This window comes from Paenibacillus koleovorans NBRC 103111, from assembly GCF_004000845.1.
Taxonomy (GTDB): Bacteria; Bacillota; Bacilli; order Paenibacillales; family NBRC-103111; genus Paenibacillus_AA; species Paenibacillus_AA koleovorans.
Genome location: NZ_BIMA01000098.1, coordinates 1 through 16560 on the forward strand (window position 1 = coordinate 1; position 16560 = coordinate 16560).

The 16560-nt window shown below is 54.0% G+C and carries 13 protein-coding genes; 9 read left to right on the forward strand and 4 right to left on the reverse strand.

Annotation, left to right across the window (positions count from 1 at the left end; translation table 11 throughout):
• Positions 1–123 precede the first annotated feature (123 nt).
• On the reverse strand, positions 124–2592 hold the full coding sequence (locus PKO02S_RS24570) for a carbohydrate binding domain-containing protein (protein ID WP_127587148.1): 2469 nt from the start codon (positions 2590–2592) through the stop codon (positions 124–126).
• Between the two features lie 155 nt (positions 2593–2747).
• On the opposite strand from PKO02S_RS24570, the gene PKO02S_RS24575 reads away from it, so the two are divergent.
• The 6 genes from PKO02S_RS24575 (at position 2748) to PKO02S_RS24600 (ending at position 10044) form a co-directional block, all read left to right on the forward strand.
• Positions 2748–3704 carry a helix-turn-helix transcriptional regulator gene (locus PKO02S_RS24575; protein ID WP_164821662.1) on the forward strand — a complete coding sequence of 319 codons (957 nt, stop codon included), beginning with the start codon at positions 2748–2750 and terminating at the stop codon, positions 3702–3704.
• A gap of 29 nt (positions 3705–3733) precedes the next feature.
• Positions 3734–5500, forward strand: a complete 1767-nt coding sequence (locus tag PKO02S_RS24580; RefSeq protein ID WP_127587152.1) for a cache domain-containing sensor histidine kinase — start codon at positions 3734–3736, stop codon at positions 5498–5500.
• On the forward strand, positions 5497–6723 hold the full coding sequence (locus tag PKO02S_RS24585; RefSeq protein ID WP_127587155.1) for a response regulator: 1227 nt from the start codon (positions 5497–5499) through the stop codon (positions 6721–6723). The genes PKO02S_RS24580 and PKO02S_RS24585 overlap by 4 nt, the downstream gene beginning before the upstream one ends.
• Positions 6724–6840: 117 nt before the next feature.
• On the forward strand, positions 6841–8187 hold the full coding sequence (locus tag PKO02S_RS24590) for an ABC transporter substrate-binding protein (RefSeq protein WP_127587157.1): 1347 nt from the start codon (positions 6841–6843) through the stop codon (positions 8185–8187).
• 85 nt (positions 8188–8272) lie between these two features.
• A complete protein-coding gene (locus tag PKO02S_RS24595; RefSeq protein ID WP_127587159.1) occupies positions 8273–9175 on the forward strand; it encodes a carbohydrate ABC transporter permease in 903 nt (300 codons plus the stop codon).
• Positions 9176–9186: 11 nt separating this feature from the next.
• Positions 9187–10044 carry a carbohydrate ABC transporter permease gene (locus PKO02S_RS24600; RefSeq protein ID WP_127587161.1) on the forward strand — a complete coding sequence of 286 codons (858 nt, stop codon included), beginning with the start codon at positions 9187–9189 and terminating at the stop codon, positions 10042–10044.
• 78 nt (positions 10045–10122) lie between these two features.
• Here the strand turns inward: PKO02S_RS24600 and PKO02S_RS24605 are convergent, their stop codons facing one another.
• The 3 genes from PKO02S_RS24605 to PKO02S_RS24615 all read right to left on the reverse strand — a co-directional run bounded on the left by PKO02S_RS24605 (position 10123) and on the right by PKO02S_RS24615 (position 13698).
• On the reverse strand, positions 10123–12324 hold the full coding sequence (locus PKO02S_RS24605; protein ID WP_127587163.1) for a hypothetical protein: 2202 nt from the start codon (positions 12322–12324) through the stop codon (positions 10123–10125).
• Positions 12325–12600: 276 nt separating this feature from the next.
• Complete coding sequence (locus tag PKO02S_RS24610; protein ID WP_127587165.1) at positions 12601–12825, reverse strand: class III extradiol ring-cleavage dioxygenase family protein; 225 nt, start codon at positions 12823–12825, stop codon at positions 12601–12603.
• 24 nt (positions 12826–12849) lie between these two features.
• Entirely contained in the window at positions 12850–13698 is an 849-nt protein-coding gene (locus PKO02S_RS24615) for an SDR family oxidoreductase (RefSeq protein WP_127587167.1), read from the reverse strand.
• Positions 13699–13867: 169 nt separating this feature from the next.
• Here PKO02S_RS24615 and PKO02S_RS24620 point away from each other — a divergent pair, with 169 nt between their 5' ends.
• The 3 genes from PKO02S_RS24620 (at position 13868) to PKO02S_RS24630 (ending at position 16500) form a co-directional block, all read left to right on the forward strand.
• Positions 13868–14233, forward strand: coding sequence for a winged helix-turn-helix transcriptional regulator (locus PKO02S_RS24620; protein ID WP_127587169.1), 366 nt, complete (start codon positions 13868–13870; stop codon positions 14231–14233).
• Positions 14234–14409: 176 nt separating this feature from the next.
• On the forward strand, positions 14410–15330 hold the full coding sequence (locus tag PKO02S_RS24625) for a dihydrodipicolinate synthase family protein (protein WP_127587171.1): 921 nt from the start codon (positions 14410–14412) through the stop codon (positions 15328–15330).
• Between the two features lie 45 nt (positions 15331–15375).
• Positions 15376–16500 carry a GntR family transcriptional regulator gene (locus PKO02S_RS24630; RefSeq protein ID WP_127587173.1) on the forward strand — a complete coding sequence of 375 codons (1125 nt, stop codon included), beginning with the start codon at positions 15376–15378 and terminating at the stop codon, positions 16498–16500.
• Positions 16501–16560 lie beyond the last annotated feature (60 nt).

The following is a 16560-nucleotide window of genomic DNA, read 5'->3' on the forward strand; positions in this document are numbered from 1 at the left end:
CTCCAACCGAACACCTTCGCCAGAGGACCGTCCGCCTTAAAAGCTGTAAGCTCGAAAATCGAGCTTACACAAACAAAAAGGGCGGCAACGAAGGAGAGAGCCTTCGATTGCCGCCTTCCTCATTTAAAACGCGTACCGCCACAAATTGTCTGCGTTCTTGAAGTACAGGTTGCCGAACACGTCCTGCGCGATGCCGCTGGCACTCACAGGGGTCGTGATCGTCGACACGGCGTCGTTCGTCTTGTCGATAACGAACAGCTTGCCACCGATCGTGCCGTACAGGTTGTCGCCTTTGCCGATCAGCATGTGCCCGTCGAAGAACACGAAGCTTTGTTGACCGACCGTGTAGTTAATCGAATACTTCTGGCCTTTATTCGTAACGGTGTTCGTGGACGGATCGTACTTCATCAAGTACCCCTCCGCCCAGAACAGGATCTTGCCGTTCGAGTCGAGCGAAACGGAGGTGATCGCCTGAATCTCGCTGGAGCCGACGCCCGGCAGCGTGTAGGTGTTGACGGCGCCGGTCGCTACGTTGTAGCGGAAGAACTTCGCCTGCGACGTCGTCGGCGTGCTGCCGTTGCCGCCCCAGATCGAGGTGCCGCCGTACACATAGCCGTTGTGGTAGGCGAGGGCGATGACCGCCTGATCGTTGACGATGTTGCGGATGGTCGTCCTGGACCCGGTAGCTATGTCATACACGGTTAAAGCCCCGCCCAAGTGGCCGTATCCCGGTACGGTCCCGACGAACAGCTTGCCGTCGCCGGCCGCCAAGCCGAACGGTCGATCCTGCTCATCGGCGCTTAGCTCGAACAATAAGTTCTTCACGCCGGTAGCCGGATTATAATCATAGATACGAGCTCCCGGATACACGCCTTGATACAGCTTGCCGTTGTAGGAGATCATATGCTCGGCTTGCCCGAAGCCGAACTTCGTTTCGTTCAGATCGCCGCGGATCGGCGTGTATACACCGAGGCCGCCGGTCAAATAGCCCGCCGTATAAATTTTGCCGTCCGGTCCTTCGGTCATACTGCGGATCGATGTGGAAGTATCCGGGAAGTCAAGCACGGTGGTTGAAGTGGCGCCGGTCTGAATGTTGTACTTGAACAGCTTCATCTCGCCGGCGACATACCCCAGCGTAACGACCGAATAACCCGGCCAGTTCGTTTGGTTCGTCAATTGGACGACGCCGATATCGGCTACCGCATTCGTCCCGAGATTGAAGCCGAGGGAAGCGGTCGTTTTGGCGACGATGTCATACACGTGCAGGATGCCGTCCGCGGTGTAGTACACTTTGTTGTTCACGGCATTCGAGACGCCGAGCGAGTGGACGGTGGAGATTTCTTTGTCCAGTGTCACGGTAGGAGCGGCACCGGTGTTATGGACAACGTTCAGGACGACCATCTTGTTGCTCTCACGAAGCTGAGCGAACACCTTGCCGCCCGTATAATCGAGCGAGTAGACAAATGTTTCCGAGTTATAGGCGCTAGGCAGGATGTTGTAGCGGTTGCCCGTATCGTTGTCGAAATAGATCAGTTTGCCATCCGTTCCGGTGCCGAGGTAAGTGACGTTGTTCACCATGTCATAAGCCATGCTGCGCACATACGTTTCACCAGCGGCTACAGGGTTGGAGGCTTGGATCTCGAAGAAACCGTTGACGCTATCCCACTTGAAAAATTTCGCATTCGGCGCCGTGCCGCCATAGACCTTGCCCCCTGTGCCGGCGGCCAGCGCATAGATGTGGTTTTGGCCCGACAGGGCGACGCCCAGATCTACGACATTCGCGGCTCCCGGCGTGTACTGATACAAACGGCCGGTATTAGGAGCGCCCATGTAGATTTTATTGTCTGTTGCCTTGATGGCCGCCCACGCTACGCCGGAGCCATTCAGAGGCTTCGAGGTGACGACCGTGTTATTGTTGTAATCGACAATCGTCATTCTGGCCGGCACACCGGTCGGATTGGATGTCGAACCGTCAGCGACCGCATAGATCACACCGTTGCCCGATCCATCCACACCGAATACGGCGGAGTGAAGCTGGGCTTCGCCATACACTTGCTCACCCAGATCCGTAAAGGCGGCGGTGAAGTAAATATCGTCCCAGTACGTCGTGCCCGTATTCGCAGCGTTGGAATATACAAGCGCTGTAGCGTAAGCGGCGTTGGAAGGGGCAGTCGTTTTGACCTTCAAGTACGTCCACTCGTTAGTCGGCGAATTTTTGGACACGAAAGCAGTAGAAATGTAAGTCTGGCTGCTGTCGTAGAACCGGATGTACAGATCCGCGCTGCCGCTCTCAATGTATGCCCATGCGTAGATCATGTAGATCGTGCTTGGAGTGATCGGAATTTTGGCGCTTTCGAGACCGTACTGAACCGTAGAGCTGTTGTCTACGATTTTGGCGCTGTAGGAGCCGGAATGCTTTTGAGTCGTGCTGGAGCTGGCGGCACCTGTCCCACCCCATGTGGACCAACCTGTGAGACCGTTTTCAAAGCTGAAATTGGTCACTAGCTTGTCGGCCGCCCCAGCGGACTGGACGCCGAACAGGGCGGCCAGCATGGCCGCAAGCACCCAGATGCCAAGAAATTTCTTAATCATATTAACTATCTCCTCCTTATGAGAAATTACTTTTAGTATGAAGGGTGATGTTACTAACTTGTATGGACAAAGTCTGTCAGAATATGGACAGATCGTGCTATGCTATGGAAGAGACAGCTTGTACTGCTGAATCCAATCGGAACAGGGGGCCGTTCATGATATACGAAGGAATTCGCTATAATACTATTTACATTCCGAATGTAGATTCGGCTTTCAAAATTTATTACTCGCATTGGAGAGAAACGCTTATCCCTTGGTGGACGTACCCGTTGACCTTTCAAATATTCGAGCTGAATTTGCTCCTGGAAGGCACCCAGGACGTACGGTTGGGAGATCGGTTCTACGAGATGAACGCCGGCGACTTGTTGCTCATAACGCCAGGGGTGCAGCGCCAAGTAGTGGGAACCCGCGGAGCGCCGATCACCTACTTCTCCCTTCATTTCGATATAGAGGACTACATGCTGCGGACGATTCTGACGTATCACGGCAACGGCTTGCATCGCCGCGATTCCGCCCTGGAGAGGGACAGTCGCGCTCCGCTCGAGCAGTTGGTCCATTTCCTTCAGTATAATCGCGACCAAGACATGCGCCATCCGGCCATCCGATTGAAGCTGATCTCGCATCTGTTCGCCTTGTTCGCGGTACTGGGAGGCATAGAAGAGTCCAGAATCAAACCTGGAACGGATCGAGCCGGGACTCTGATTGCTTATCGGATGGCGGAGGAAATCGAGCAAGATGTCCGAGGCGGCAGCATTACCGTCCGTACCGAGCAGTCGACCAAGGGAACGATCGCAAGGATGGCGGAGAAACTCGGCTACAGCCCTTCGTATTGCTCCCGGGTATTCCGCAGCGTGTTCGGGATGTCTCCTCAAGCCTATATTTCCAACCGCATCTTGCATCAATGCCGTCTAGAGCTAGCCAATACGGAACAATCGCTCGATCAGATCGCCGAGAAGCTAGGCTTCCAGGACGGCTTGCATTTCAGCAAACAATTCAAACGTTGGACGGGCAGCTCCCCAAGCGCCTACCGCCGCAGACCGATGGAAGCCCCTTTAGAAGATCAGCCGCAGCAGCCTATTCATTTGGCAATGGATTCCTCTATTCACATTTAGCATTATTCTTGAAATGAGGTTGAAGACGAATGAAGCTCACCATGATTCCGATCCGAACGCTCCGCTCGAAGCTGCTTATTTCTTTGTTCATCTTCATTCTTTTGCCGGTTTTTTATTTCAATTACGGCTTTTATCAATCTTCCCGGGATATCGTCGAGTCGGAAATGTTCGAGACGAACCAGATTGATGTCGATCGGAAGGCGCAAGCGATGAACGATTGGGCGGTTAGGCTGATGAAGACGTCCAATCTGCTCGTCAGCGATCCGGAAATCATTACCTTCCTGAGGGACGGCGCCAATTGGCGGGACGAATACACGAAGTTCACCCAGTTCGTCAGCGTGCAGAAGAAGCTGTCCAATGTCCATGATTTCCTGCTGGATGGAAAAGCGGGAGTGGCGCTGCTGGATCATCATGCTAATGTGTACTCCACTTGGGACAAAACGACGGCTGCCCAATATGCGGAGCAAGTGAGGCAATCGGAGGCTATGAACGGAGAGCCGAGTTGGATGGTCGCACCTGGGGTCATCCCCGTCTCCGGACTCCCGTCCACTCATCTTACGCTTTCCCGGCTTGTTAAAGGTGAGCTAAGTCAAGGCGGGTATGGCGTATTGTACATCGGTCTGCCGCTTTCTCAGTTTTTCTACGGCGAGGAGGAGCTTGCCACGCGTAGAAGCTCGGGCATGATCAGCCTACTGGCTGCGGGCGACGGACGAATCTATGGCGATACGGGGTCAGCGCCGGTCGGACCGGATGTGCTCTCGAGCTTGCACGGTTCATCAACGGCGGACCAGATGCCCGCAATCCGAACGAGCGGCGGCAAGGAATATATCGTGAATCGAGCCGCTATTCCCCAGCTCGGCTGGACGTATTACCAGCTCATGTCGCGGGAAGATTTCGTCGGTCGTTTGCAGTTTGTGCAGACCAAGTCGATCATCTGGGTGAGCGTCTGGTTTGCTGCGTTCGCCGTCTTCTTCATCATCATGATGCTGCGTTTTACTCAACCGCTTCGGGAGCTGGCCCGCTCGATGAGTCGAGTCGGGAAAGGCGAGTTCAATTCGCAGGTGAAAATCCGAGGGGTGGACGAGGTGTCGCTTCTAGGACGCCATTTCAACAACATGATTCAACGCCTGGACGAGCTCGTCGTCAACTTGCAGCTCGAGCAGCAACGCAAGCAGCAGGCTCAGCTGGAAGCGCTGCAAGCGCAGATCAATCCGCATTTCCTGATGAATACGCTCAATTCGATCAAATGGATGGCGATTCTGTCCAACGCCTCTCACGTTAGCGAGATGGTCACCAAGCTCGGCAAGCTGATCAAAATTACGATGCGCAAGGAGCAGGAGCTGATTACGCTTAGAGAGGAACTGGAATATTTGCACCTGTACATGTCCTTGCAGAAGCTTCGGTTCAACGACGATGTGGCGATCGAAAGCGATGTGCCGGAGTCGTTGCTTGACTACCGTCTGCCCAAATTCACACTGCAGCCGATCGTGGAGAACAGTATTATTCATGGGAACCAATCGCCCTTGTACATCGCTATTCACGGTAGGGAGCAAGACTCCCGTCTGATCCTTTCAATAAGAGACAACGGTGTAGGCATCCCGGAGAAACTGCTGACCGAAATCGAGCAGCAGGAGAATCGATCGGACGCCAAGTTTAGCGGAATCGGCATTCGCAATGTGAACGACCGGATTCGCATGCATTTCGGCGAACAATATGGCATCACCCTGAAAAATAGCGAGGACGGCGGGCTGGATGTGACGATCCAGCTGCCGCAACGAAAGGATGTGCCGGTATGATCCGCGTATTGATTGTAGACGATGAAATATTGGTGCGAATCGGACTGAAGACGATCATTCCGCTCCAGGATCATGGGTTCGCGGTGATCGGCGAAGCGTCGAACGGGCTGGAAGCATTAGCAATCCTCGAAAGAGAAGCATGCGACATCGTACTGACCGATATTCGCATGCCGAAGATGGACGGCCTGGAGCTGCTGGAGCAAATCCGAAAAAGATGGCCTGCGGTGAAATGCCTCATTTTATCCAACCATGACGACTTCGGTTATGTCCAGAAGGCGCTCCGGCTAGGGGCGTCCGAATATATCATCAAGCTGGAGATCGATCCGGAGGAGCTGATGGAGAAGCTGAACGAGCTGAAGCGGGAAGTGATGGAGCAAAGGCAGCTGCAGTCCGAGTCGACGCGACTGGAATTCCAGATGAATCGGTACGGCCAGGAGGTGAAGGAGAAGCGGCTGCGCGAGCTGCTGCTCAAGCAATGCGGGCGGAACGAGACGCAGGAAGTGTTGGAGGAATTCCAGATTTCCCCATTCGAAGGGACGATTCACGTAATCGCGGCGGGCATCGAGCGATATGATTCGCTTCTTGAGAACAACCGGTTCAAGAGCGAACGGCTGCTGACATATGCTGTGGCCAACATATTGGGTGAACTGCTGCGCGACCACCCTAGAGCGGAGCTGGTCGAGATAGGCAGTGGGCGATTCGCCATCGTATGCGATCGATTTCATCCCGAGCTGCTGGTCCGCATGCAAGAATCGGCCGAGCGTTTCTTGAAAATAACGGTCTCATTCGGCATCTCCGCTCCGTTCGAGGACCCGCTTCAGCTCCATCTGGCATATGCGGAAGCGGAGCAGAAGCGCGCCAAGCCGGCTCCTATCCCTTATCGGCAAGAAATTCGGACGATCATCCGCGTGATTACGGAGCAGTTCCACTTGCCGCTAAAGGTGTCCGAGCTCGCGAAGGAAGTCGGTTTTACTGAGAATTACTTGAGTGTGCTCTTCCGCAAGGAAACGGGGGAGACGATTACCGATTACATCACCCAGGTCCGGATGAAGAAGGCAAAGGAGCTGCTCCTGAGCCCCGACAACAAAATATATGAGGTTTCGGAGATGGCGGGCTATCCGGATCCGAATCATTTCAGCCGTGTCTTCAAGCAGATGGAAGGAATGTATCCGAGCGAATACCGCAAGCATGTGTTGTCAGATCGAACCAGAACCGTCAACTAACGCATAGCAAAATCCAGATTGTGCAAAGATCGCGCCGTTCTGCCAAAGGCAAATTTTCGTTACGATGGGGATGTTCCGACGAGGATCAGCCATTATCCATTCAGGGGGGAATCCATTTTGAAACGAAGATTATCCGTTACGACAACCGTTATCCTGGCGGCAACACTCATGCTCAGCGCCTGCGGAGGCGGCCAAGCCAAACCGAGCTCCAATCCCGGGGCCGAAACGCCGAAGCCAAGCGCCGAGCAGAAGCCGATCACGCTCAAGATGTGGGGAGGCGTGCCGCCCGAGAGCGGACCGCAGGAAGCTGTAGACAATTGGAACAAAGCGAATCCGAATATTAAGGTCGAGTATACTCGCTTCGTCAACGACGAGTCCGGCAACTTGAAGCTCGAGACGGCGCTGCTCTCCAACAACGATGCCCCGGATATATTCGTCACCTATAGCGACAGCAATATGACCAAACGCGTGCAGGCGAGCATGGCGATCCCTCTGGACGATCTGATTGCCAAGGAGAAATTCGATGTGGAAGGCATTATCGGTTCGGCCAACTTCAAGAAGTTTCCGGATGGGAAAATTTATTACTTGCCGGCGAACAAAAACGTCAGCGCGATTCTGTTCAACCAGAAGGCGCTGGACGAAATTGGGGAAAAAGTGCCGACGAGCTGGACTTGGGACGAATTCGAAGCGTTGGCCAAAAAGCTTAACAAAGGCGATCGCAAAGGGTTCGCAACCGACCCGGCGCTCGGCAACCTGGGCGACGCGGCGCTCCTTACCGCGAAGCCGGTGGATCGCGACATTACGGCGGACGGGACGTCCAACTACAATCACGCGGCAGTAAAAAAAGGACTCGAAATTCAGAAGCGGCTGGAAGACTCCGGCGTTATGGTGAAATATTCCGAAGCGGTCGCGAACAAGCTGACGGCGCAGAACGAGCTGCTGACCGGCAAAGCCGCTATGGTCATGGGAGGCATCTACTTACTCCGCTACGTCAAGGATACGAAAGCGTTCCCGCATGATTTCCCCGTTTCCTTCGCTCCTATTCCGCAATGGGAGAAGGGCGGGAACGTCAACAGCGGCGGGGTAGGCGACTATTTGTCGATCAGCAAAAACTCGCCGAACAAGGAAGCGGCATTCCGATTCATCAGCTGGTATTTGACCGAGGGCAATATGTCCATGCTGCCGGGCGGACGGATCCCGACCAGCAAAAAAGCGGACGCCGCCAAAATTACGACGCAATTGATCGGGGACGCTCCTAATCTGGTGCACTTGGATTCGCTGAAATCGCTGCTGAGCGCCAATTACAAATTCCAGACCAGCTATGACGTGCCGGCATCTACGGAGCTGAAGGCGATTTTCAAGGAAGAGTCGGAGAAATATTTGCTCAACGCCCAGAACATCGACAAGACGCTGGAAGTGATGAAGTCGAGATCGGACGCGGCAATCAAAGCGGCGAAGAAATGATTAACCCCATTAAATAACAACAGTCCGAGCGGAGCGCGTCTCTCTCCGCTCGTTTTCATCTCACTCGGAAGGGAGGGAGCTTGACATGAAGCGGTTTGGGCACAATTCCACATTCCGGGAAAACATGGCGGGATATTTGTTCATTCTCCCCAATTTTGCGGGTTACGCTCTGTTCGTGCTGTTCCCTATCTTATTCAGCTTGTATTTGGTATTCGTGGATTGGGAGTATTTGAAAGGCTTTTCCGGTATCCATTGGGTGGGGCTAGACAATTTCCGCAAGCTGCCGGACGACCCCAAGTTTCTGAAATCGCTCAAGAACAATGCCGTTTACACACTTGTTAGCGTGCCTGTTTCGATGATTATCGGCCTGCTCGCCGCAGTCGTTATGAATCGATACGTGTTCTGGAAAAGCACGCTCCGCACGCTCATCTTCCTGCCGTATGTCAGCAGTCTGGCTGCGGTCTCCGTCGTATGGCGAGTGCTGTACGAGGCGAAGCAAGGCCCGATCAACCATATGCTCCGCATGTTAGGCGTAGACAATCCCCCTGGCTGGCTCTCCAGTCCGCAGTCTGCTCTCTGGGCGCTCGTCATCATGTCGGTGTGGGTCACGATCGGGTACACGATGATCATCTATTTGGCCGGTCTGCAGGGTATTCCTAAAGATCTGTACGAAGCCGCCTCGATCGATGGGGCTACCGGCTGGCGCAGCTTTTTCCGCATCACGGTTCCGATGTTGACGCCTACAACGTTTCTCATTGTGATCACGCTGCTTATCTGGTCGTTCCAAGTGTTCGGTCCCGTCGCGATTATGACGCATGGCGGTCCGATCGATTCCACCATGGTGCTGTCGTACCATATTTATTTGCTCGCCTTCCAATTTTATAAGATGGGGTACGCCGCCACGGTATCCTGGATTTTGTTCGCCATCATCTTCGTCATTACGCTTATCCAGTGGCAGACTCAGAAGAGATGGCAGCAGCATTTCTAGGAGGTGCGCCTATGATTCCCGTCAATACCGCCGCCCGACACAAACCAGGCGCTTTGTTTCTGAAGCTGCTGCTGACGATTGTTTTCGCTTTTTTCGCCTTCCTGATGATATTGCCGTTCTTGTGGATGATCTCGGCCTCGTTCAAGGTCAACGGCGAATTGTTCAAATATCCGATCGAGTGGATTCCTAAGAAATGGAACTTCGACAATTACAAGCAAGTGTGGAACGGTCCCAATCCGTTTTATCTGTTCTACTACAATTCGATCAAAATTACGGCTATCACGGTCGTAGGCAATCTGCTTACCAGCGCTATGGCCGGTTATGCCTTCGCGAAAATCCGCTTTCGCGGCAGCGGCTTTCTGTTCCTGCTGTATTTGTCCACGATGATGATTCCAGGCCAAGTGCTCCTTGTGCCGCGCTTTATTTTGTTCGACCGGATGGGCTTGATCAACTCGCATTGGGCGATCATTTTGCCGGGATTGTTCACGATCTTCGGCACGTTTCTGATGCGGCAATTTTTCAGTACGCTTCCGAATGAGTTGCTGGAGGCGGCCAAAGTCGACGGGGCGGGGTACTGGCGCACGTTCTGGCAAATTTGTTTGCCGCTTACGAAGCCGGCGATTGTGACGCTGCTCATTCTTTCTTTCACATGGCATTGGAACGATTACGAGAATCCGCTAATTTTCCTGCGCGACAAGGACTTGTTCACGATTCCGATCGGCCTCACGACCTATGTAGAGGAATTCGGCACCAACTATACCTTGACTATGGCGGCCTCCGTATCCGGTCTCGTTCCGGTACTGATCGTCGTGATGATTTGCCAGAAATGGTTTATTGAAGGGATCGCCACCACAGGCGTCAAAGGCTGAACAAGTGGAAATTCCGCAATGAAATGCTTGAACGGTCGAATTGTCCCGGTTCCCGCTTTCTAGTTCCATTTGGACTTTCTAGTTCCATTTGGAAGGGATTTTCTTTTTCAACACATCCTTCAGTTCATCCCGTCCGATTCGCGGCGTCGTCGTATTGCCGCTATACGGTTTGATATGAGCGCCGGAGCCATATGGATGTTGGACGGACGCTTTCGCTCCCGGATGGTAGTGGACGACGAACTCGTCGAGAAAAGCGCCGGTCCCGTCATAGATATTACAGACTCGTTCATATGTCGTGCCTCCAGGGAGCAGCACCGAATTTCCGACTTCGACATCGTAATCTTCGTCCTCCATCAACACGCATAAGGTACGCGTCCAAGATCGAAATTCCGTATCTCGGTTGAAAATCGTAAGCTGTTGATTGTAAATGTGTGTCTTTATTTGCAAGGCATTTTGACCTAAGGGGAGAGTGCCCAGTTGCAGCAGCAACGTGGCTTGACCCCAATTCATCCTGGCCGCCACCTCCAGCCCTTCGAACAAGTCCGACGCCGTTGCCGCGCATGGCTGAAGACTCCGTAGCAGGTTCAACTGCGTGTTCGATCCGTTGGGGGTGACGTCGACCAGTTTATCGATTTCTTTCGGCGTAAAGTGAACAAGCAATCGGGAGAAATCCGCAGCAAATTTCGGCAGGCAGTATTGCTCCAGGCTATCGCTCTTAAGAAGCAGCTTGAGCGTCGGAATCGGGACGTTGTCCTGATGCAGGAGACCCAGCAGCGACAAGTAAGGCTCGGTTTCCGTGAAATCCATGAACAGCGGGCAGCCGATGCGAGTGATGATCGCGTCAATTACGGTAGGCTGGATCATCTTGAGGCAGCGATTATAGATGGTCAAAGTTATATCGTCGTGCTCAATGAGCTGAAGCAAATTCGGCGCTAGCTGAACCTTCTCCACAATCTGCTTGGTCAGCTTGAAATTTTGTCCGCACAGGGAGAGAGCCGGTATAGTTGCCGGATGATAGTTTACGGTTTTGAAAAACGCCACATACTCCGTTCTCCACTTCTCGTAGGCAGCCGGTCCGATCATATAGATAACTTCGCGTTTTTCCTTTTCCGCTTCTTCCTCAAGGATGTAATGCTCGTTTTCGGAAAGCCGCAGCTGCTCTTCTTGGATCGTTTTGTCGTATTGCTTCTTTTTCTCTTGATTGCTGGTGTTTTCGAACTCGCGTCTTTCTTTACGGTCGAGCTTTTTTTTGTAAGCCGTATCGAAATGAGTTTTCATCACATCCTGCTTGTCCTTCGTCAGCTTATCTTGGATCCGCGTCAATCCCTGCTGCCTTACTTGATCCGCATGCTCGGTCGATTCGGCAACCGCTTCCAGGGCGAACTCGATGTCGTAATTGTACTCTTTTACCGTCTCGATATGGCCTTGGGCTTCTTCCGGACTCGGGGAGCCGGTGAGGATTGCGAGTACTCGGCGTAGAGCAGGGACGTTCCCTATAAGATCCGCTTGGTAAAGAGTCAGGACATCGTATTGCTTCAAGGTGAGCGTCGGGATCGGCACGGCCAGCAGCACCTCCAGCCAATCCATCTCTGCCTTGCTGTCTCCTGCGTGGATAATTAGGCGCTTTAATTCGTCCACAGGCATAGGCGACTTGGGGGACCATTGCTGGAAAAAAGCCCGCTGGATCGGCGTAAAGCCGTCGGATTGGAGATAAGGCTCATCCCGTGTATCCTCGACGTTGCGTACGTATTCGATCACTAGATCCTCTAGTTGCTCCCAGCCTTTGTCTTGGGCGAGCTCCAGCAGCTTGAGCGCTTCCTGAAAGCGGGAGCCGTCGGACAGGTCCCAGCTGCGGAACCGCTCGATTGCGACCGTCTCGCTTTGACTTTGCGCATACTCGATGCGCTCCTGCAGGTCTTCCCAGCCTTTCGCTATCGCCAGCTTCAGCAGTTGATCGACTTCGCCCGCCAGCTTCGTGAACAGGTGATCCTCGTCCATGTCTTCGAAGTAGATGATCGCTTCTTCTTCCGTCTTGAATTTGGGCATCATCTGGATCGGTTGCAGACCGGATGGAGGATTGCTGCTTCGTGTTTGCTGCGACCTATTTTTCATCAGCTGCATGACGCCGCGGTTGCCGATCGTGCTCTGCAGCTGCAGAATGGCGTTCACTCCACCTTGGAGCAGCGGGGGATTGGGCCGTGTGGGTTGTTTAGCTTGCTGCTCGGATTGAGGCTTGCGAGGCGAACGGGAGTCGCCGGTTTTCGAGTGGAGGGGGCTCATAGTGTTCCTTTCCTTGAACCGTGATGCTCGTCCAATTCCAAGTTTTCCCTTGGCGTTAATTTCGCTGCTCGCGGGGGGAATCCTTGCGCTTTTTCGAAATTGAGTCTTCCCTACTAACCCTTTGCATCGATTGCCCTACGGGCGGGAGTAGTGGGGATGGGACTACCGGTTGCGCCGAATGATTCACATCGGATTGATGGAGAAGATGGAATAAGGTCCCCCGCAAACAAAAAAAGCTGGCCAGAGACATCCCAGGCCAGCATCCGACTAAACCAATCAAAACTGAAAACACAATGTGCATAAGGTGCCGTGCTCGATCGTATCGTACAGCGCGCGGATCTCGCGGTCCGGCGAACCGCTGCCGAGCGCGATGAGCAACGGAATGAAGTGTTCTGCGCGGGGGACGGCCCGTCTGGTGAAAGGAGCCGGCGATTCGTACTGCAACAGTGACTCGATGTCTCGCGTCAGCACCTTGTCGCGGACCCAAGAAAACAGGTGCAAGCATCAGTCTAGTTCACCCGATCCTTAAACGAGCTGACGAATGACATCGGCAAGCGGTGTCACGGGCCGGCCCAGCAATCGCTCGAAGTCATCGCTCACAATGTCCAAATCCCCTTCGCGAATACCTCGTTGGATCGAAACCAGGAACGGAATGATCCCCACGGGAACGCCAGCGCCGCTCATTATGGATCCATAAGTTTCATCATCCACCTGCTGCAACGCCACTTCCCGATTCAGAACAGTACCGAGGATCGAAGCCAGCTCCGCTTGTGTCAATGGTGGACCGGACAGCTCGTAGACCGCGTTCTCGTGACCTTCGCCAGCCAGCACCTGCGCCGCTGCCTCGGCATAATCCCGTCTAGCCGCCCAGCCTACTTTCCCCGCCCCAGCCGATGTAATCCAAGGCGCACCGTTCTTTACCGCTTGGAATGATCCGGCTTCATTTTCCAAATACCAGTTGTTTCGCAAAAAAGCGTATGGAATCCCCGACTCGCGAATGGCTACCTCAGTTGCTTGATGATCAGGCGCCAGCGACAGTCCACTCTCTTGAGCATCGGCAAGGCTGGTGTAGGCTAGAAATCTTGCGCCGTTCGCTTTCGCCGCATGAATCGCATTTTTATGCTGCACGGCACGGTTCTGAAGCTCCGAGGAGGAGATGAGCAGCAGCCTGTCGATCCCTTGGAACGCCGTTAGCAGCGATTCCGGGTCGTTGAAGTCGCCATGCCGAACATCGACGCCTTGAGCTTTCCAGTGCTCCGCTTTCTGCGGATCCCGCACCGAAACAGCTACATTCGCAGCCGGAACGAGCTTCAACAAGGTTTCTACGACGATAGAACCGAGCGCGCCGGTCGCTCCTGTGACCAAAATTTTCATACACGTGTCCTCCTAATGGTTGCTTTATGATGAACTTCAACGGCATTGTATCGCTACGGGTATAGTCGTATAATATGCTCTAGGTTCCTAAAAGAAAAGTAGGCACTTCGCTTAAACCTAGTATACAAAAAGATACCTACATCATATTCAACAATAAAGGAGATTCAATATGGCATCTGAATGCACAGTGGAAACGGCGCTAGAAATATTGGTTGGCAAATGGAAGCCGGTCATTCTGTTTCATCTGTTCTCGAACGGGACGATGCGATTCAGCGAGCTGCAAAAAGCGATTCCCGCCATCACCAAAAAAATGCTGACTCAGCAGCTGAGGGAACTGGAGTATCATGATATCGTCCATCGCGAGGTGTACCGACAGATACCGCCGAAAGTCGAATATTCGATCACACCCTACGGTCAGAGCATCACACCGGTGATCCAAGCGTTGAACGAGTGGGGAACGGCGCATGTGACTCACCTGAATGAGCTTTATGGGGAGCAGAGGAGGGTCAAGTCTTTCGCGATCGGCATCGAGTAATGGCATGAACAACCATGAGGAATTCGTCAACTACTAGAAAAAATTAGAATTAAATCGGGTTTGTTCACCGGAAACGATGAGCGGCTCGATTTTTTTATTGCGGAATAAGCTGAGCAGGCTTACAATAAATCTGTCGGGCAGGTAGTCAGATTAAAGATTGAGCTGGAGGGGTAAACATGCATTTAGAAAAGTTTAAAGGGATTTTTCCCGCGCTGCTCACGCCGATGTTGGAGGATGACTCGATCGACTTCGAGTCGCTGGAGCGGTTCGTGAAGCATTTGCTGAGCCTAGGCGTGAAAGGGTTCTATGTTGGCGGGAGCACGGCAGAGGGGTTCATCCTGACATCGGAGGAACGCAAGCGCATCCTGGAAACGGTTGTCGGTGCATCTGCCGGTCAGGCTACCGTTATCGCCCATATCGGTGCGATCAGCACGCGCGAAAGCTGCGAGCTGGCGAGACACGCGGAAGCGGCCGGCGCGGACGCCATCTCGGCCGTTGTTCCGTTCTACTACAAGGTTTCGCCTGAAGGAATCCGCCAGCACTATCATTCCATTATGGACTCGACGTCGCTGCCGTTCATCATGTACCATTTTCCAGGTGCGACTGGGGTCAGCCTGCCGCTTGATTTCTACGAGGCGATGGCGCAGCATCCCAGGTGCATTGGCGTCAAGTTCACCTCGCTCAACTTGTTCGAGCTGCAACAAATCCGCGCGCGCTGCGGAGACGATTTCCTGATCTACAACGGCCACGACGAGGTATATGCCGGTGGCGCGCTCTCAGGAGCGGACGGGGCGATCGGCAGTACGTTCAATATGATGCCGCAGCCATTCCTGCAGATGTTCGACCATGCGGCCCGCGGCGACTGGTCGGCCGTGATGCCGCTGCAAGCGCAAGCGAACGAAGTCATTTCTCATTTGCTGGCATACGATGTGATTCCATACGAGAAGATGATCTGTTATCTGCAGGGGCTGTTCCGCACACCGAAGGCTAGACAGCCGCTGAGCCAGTTCGATGCCGAGCAGAAAGCGGCAATCGAGCAGTACTTCAACAGCAGTGCCGTTCTCCAAGCGAACAGCTTGTCCAAGCTGCCCGGGTAAGCTACAATCAGATTAATGCTAATCTGACGGACAGGATGGACGGATATGGACCATTTGCTGTACAAACGCGTAAAACGGGATCTGATCGCCATGATCGCGCGGCTGGAGCCGCACAAGCGGCTTCCTTCGCGTCCCGATCTCGCCGTTCGCTTCCAGGTGACACGGACGACGATCGACCGAGCAATCTCCGAGCTGATCGGCGAAGGGCTGCTCTACTCCCGCGACGGAAGCGGCACATACGTGGCTGAGCAGCAGACCAGCGCTAACGCAGGCTCGAGCGGGGAGAAAGCGGAATCCGACACGCCACGACGAGACCGAATTGAGAGCTGGGGCGTGCTGCTCCCGAATATCATGCACGACACGTACCCCGGTATCCTGCGCGGCATCCAGGATCAGGCGGATCGGCATGGCGTGAATGTCATCGTCTGCAATACGGACAATATAGGCGAACGACAGACCTCCTCCATACGGAAGCTGGCCGATTCGGGCGTGTCAGGGATCGTCGTCGTTCCTGCCTTGCAGGGTGAGCTGGACCGGCAGCCTTTCGATGAGCTGCGAGAACGCCGAATCCCTCTCGTCTTCTGCAACCGCGGCTTCGAGGGTGTCTCGGCACCGCGAGTTGTGTCCAACAACTTTTACGGCGCTTACATAGCGGTGAAGCATCTACTAAGCGTCGGCTATCGCCGAATCGCGTATTTGTCCCGACCGATGTACTCGGTTGCCTTGGAGCGATTCCAAGGGTACACAAGCGCGCTGACGGAGGCCGGGGTCGAGGTCGAGGAGTCGCTTATTCGCTACGAGAGCTCGTTCGACGCTACAGATCCCGGCTATCAGGAAGCGCTCAGTGTACTGCAGCTGACTAACCGACCGGACGCCATCTTCTGCTTCAATGATGCCATCGCCCATAGCGTATATAAGGCTGCTGCGGAGCTAGGTTTGCGGCCCGGCGTCGAGCTGGGTGTGATTGGTTATGACAACACGAGCATTTGCGAGCGGCTGGACGTTCGTCTGTCGTCGGTCAAATTCCAGACGTACGAGATCGGCGCCCGGGCGGCGGAGCTGCTCATTCAGCTGCAGAGCGGGGAGCCGGTGCCGCCGGGCAAGATGATTGTGCTGCAGCCAGAACTGGTAATCCGGGCGAGCTGCCCCGGGCCCCGAACTCATTATTGAGCCAGTGGAAAACCCCTAACAGCGGATAATGCTGCCTCAATCGACTCGTATTGTTTTTTT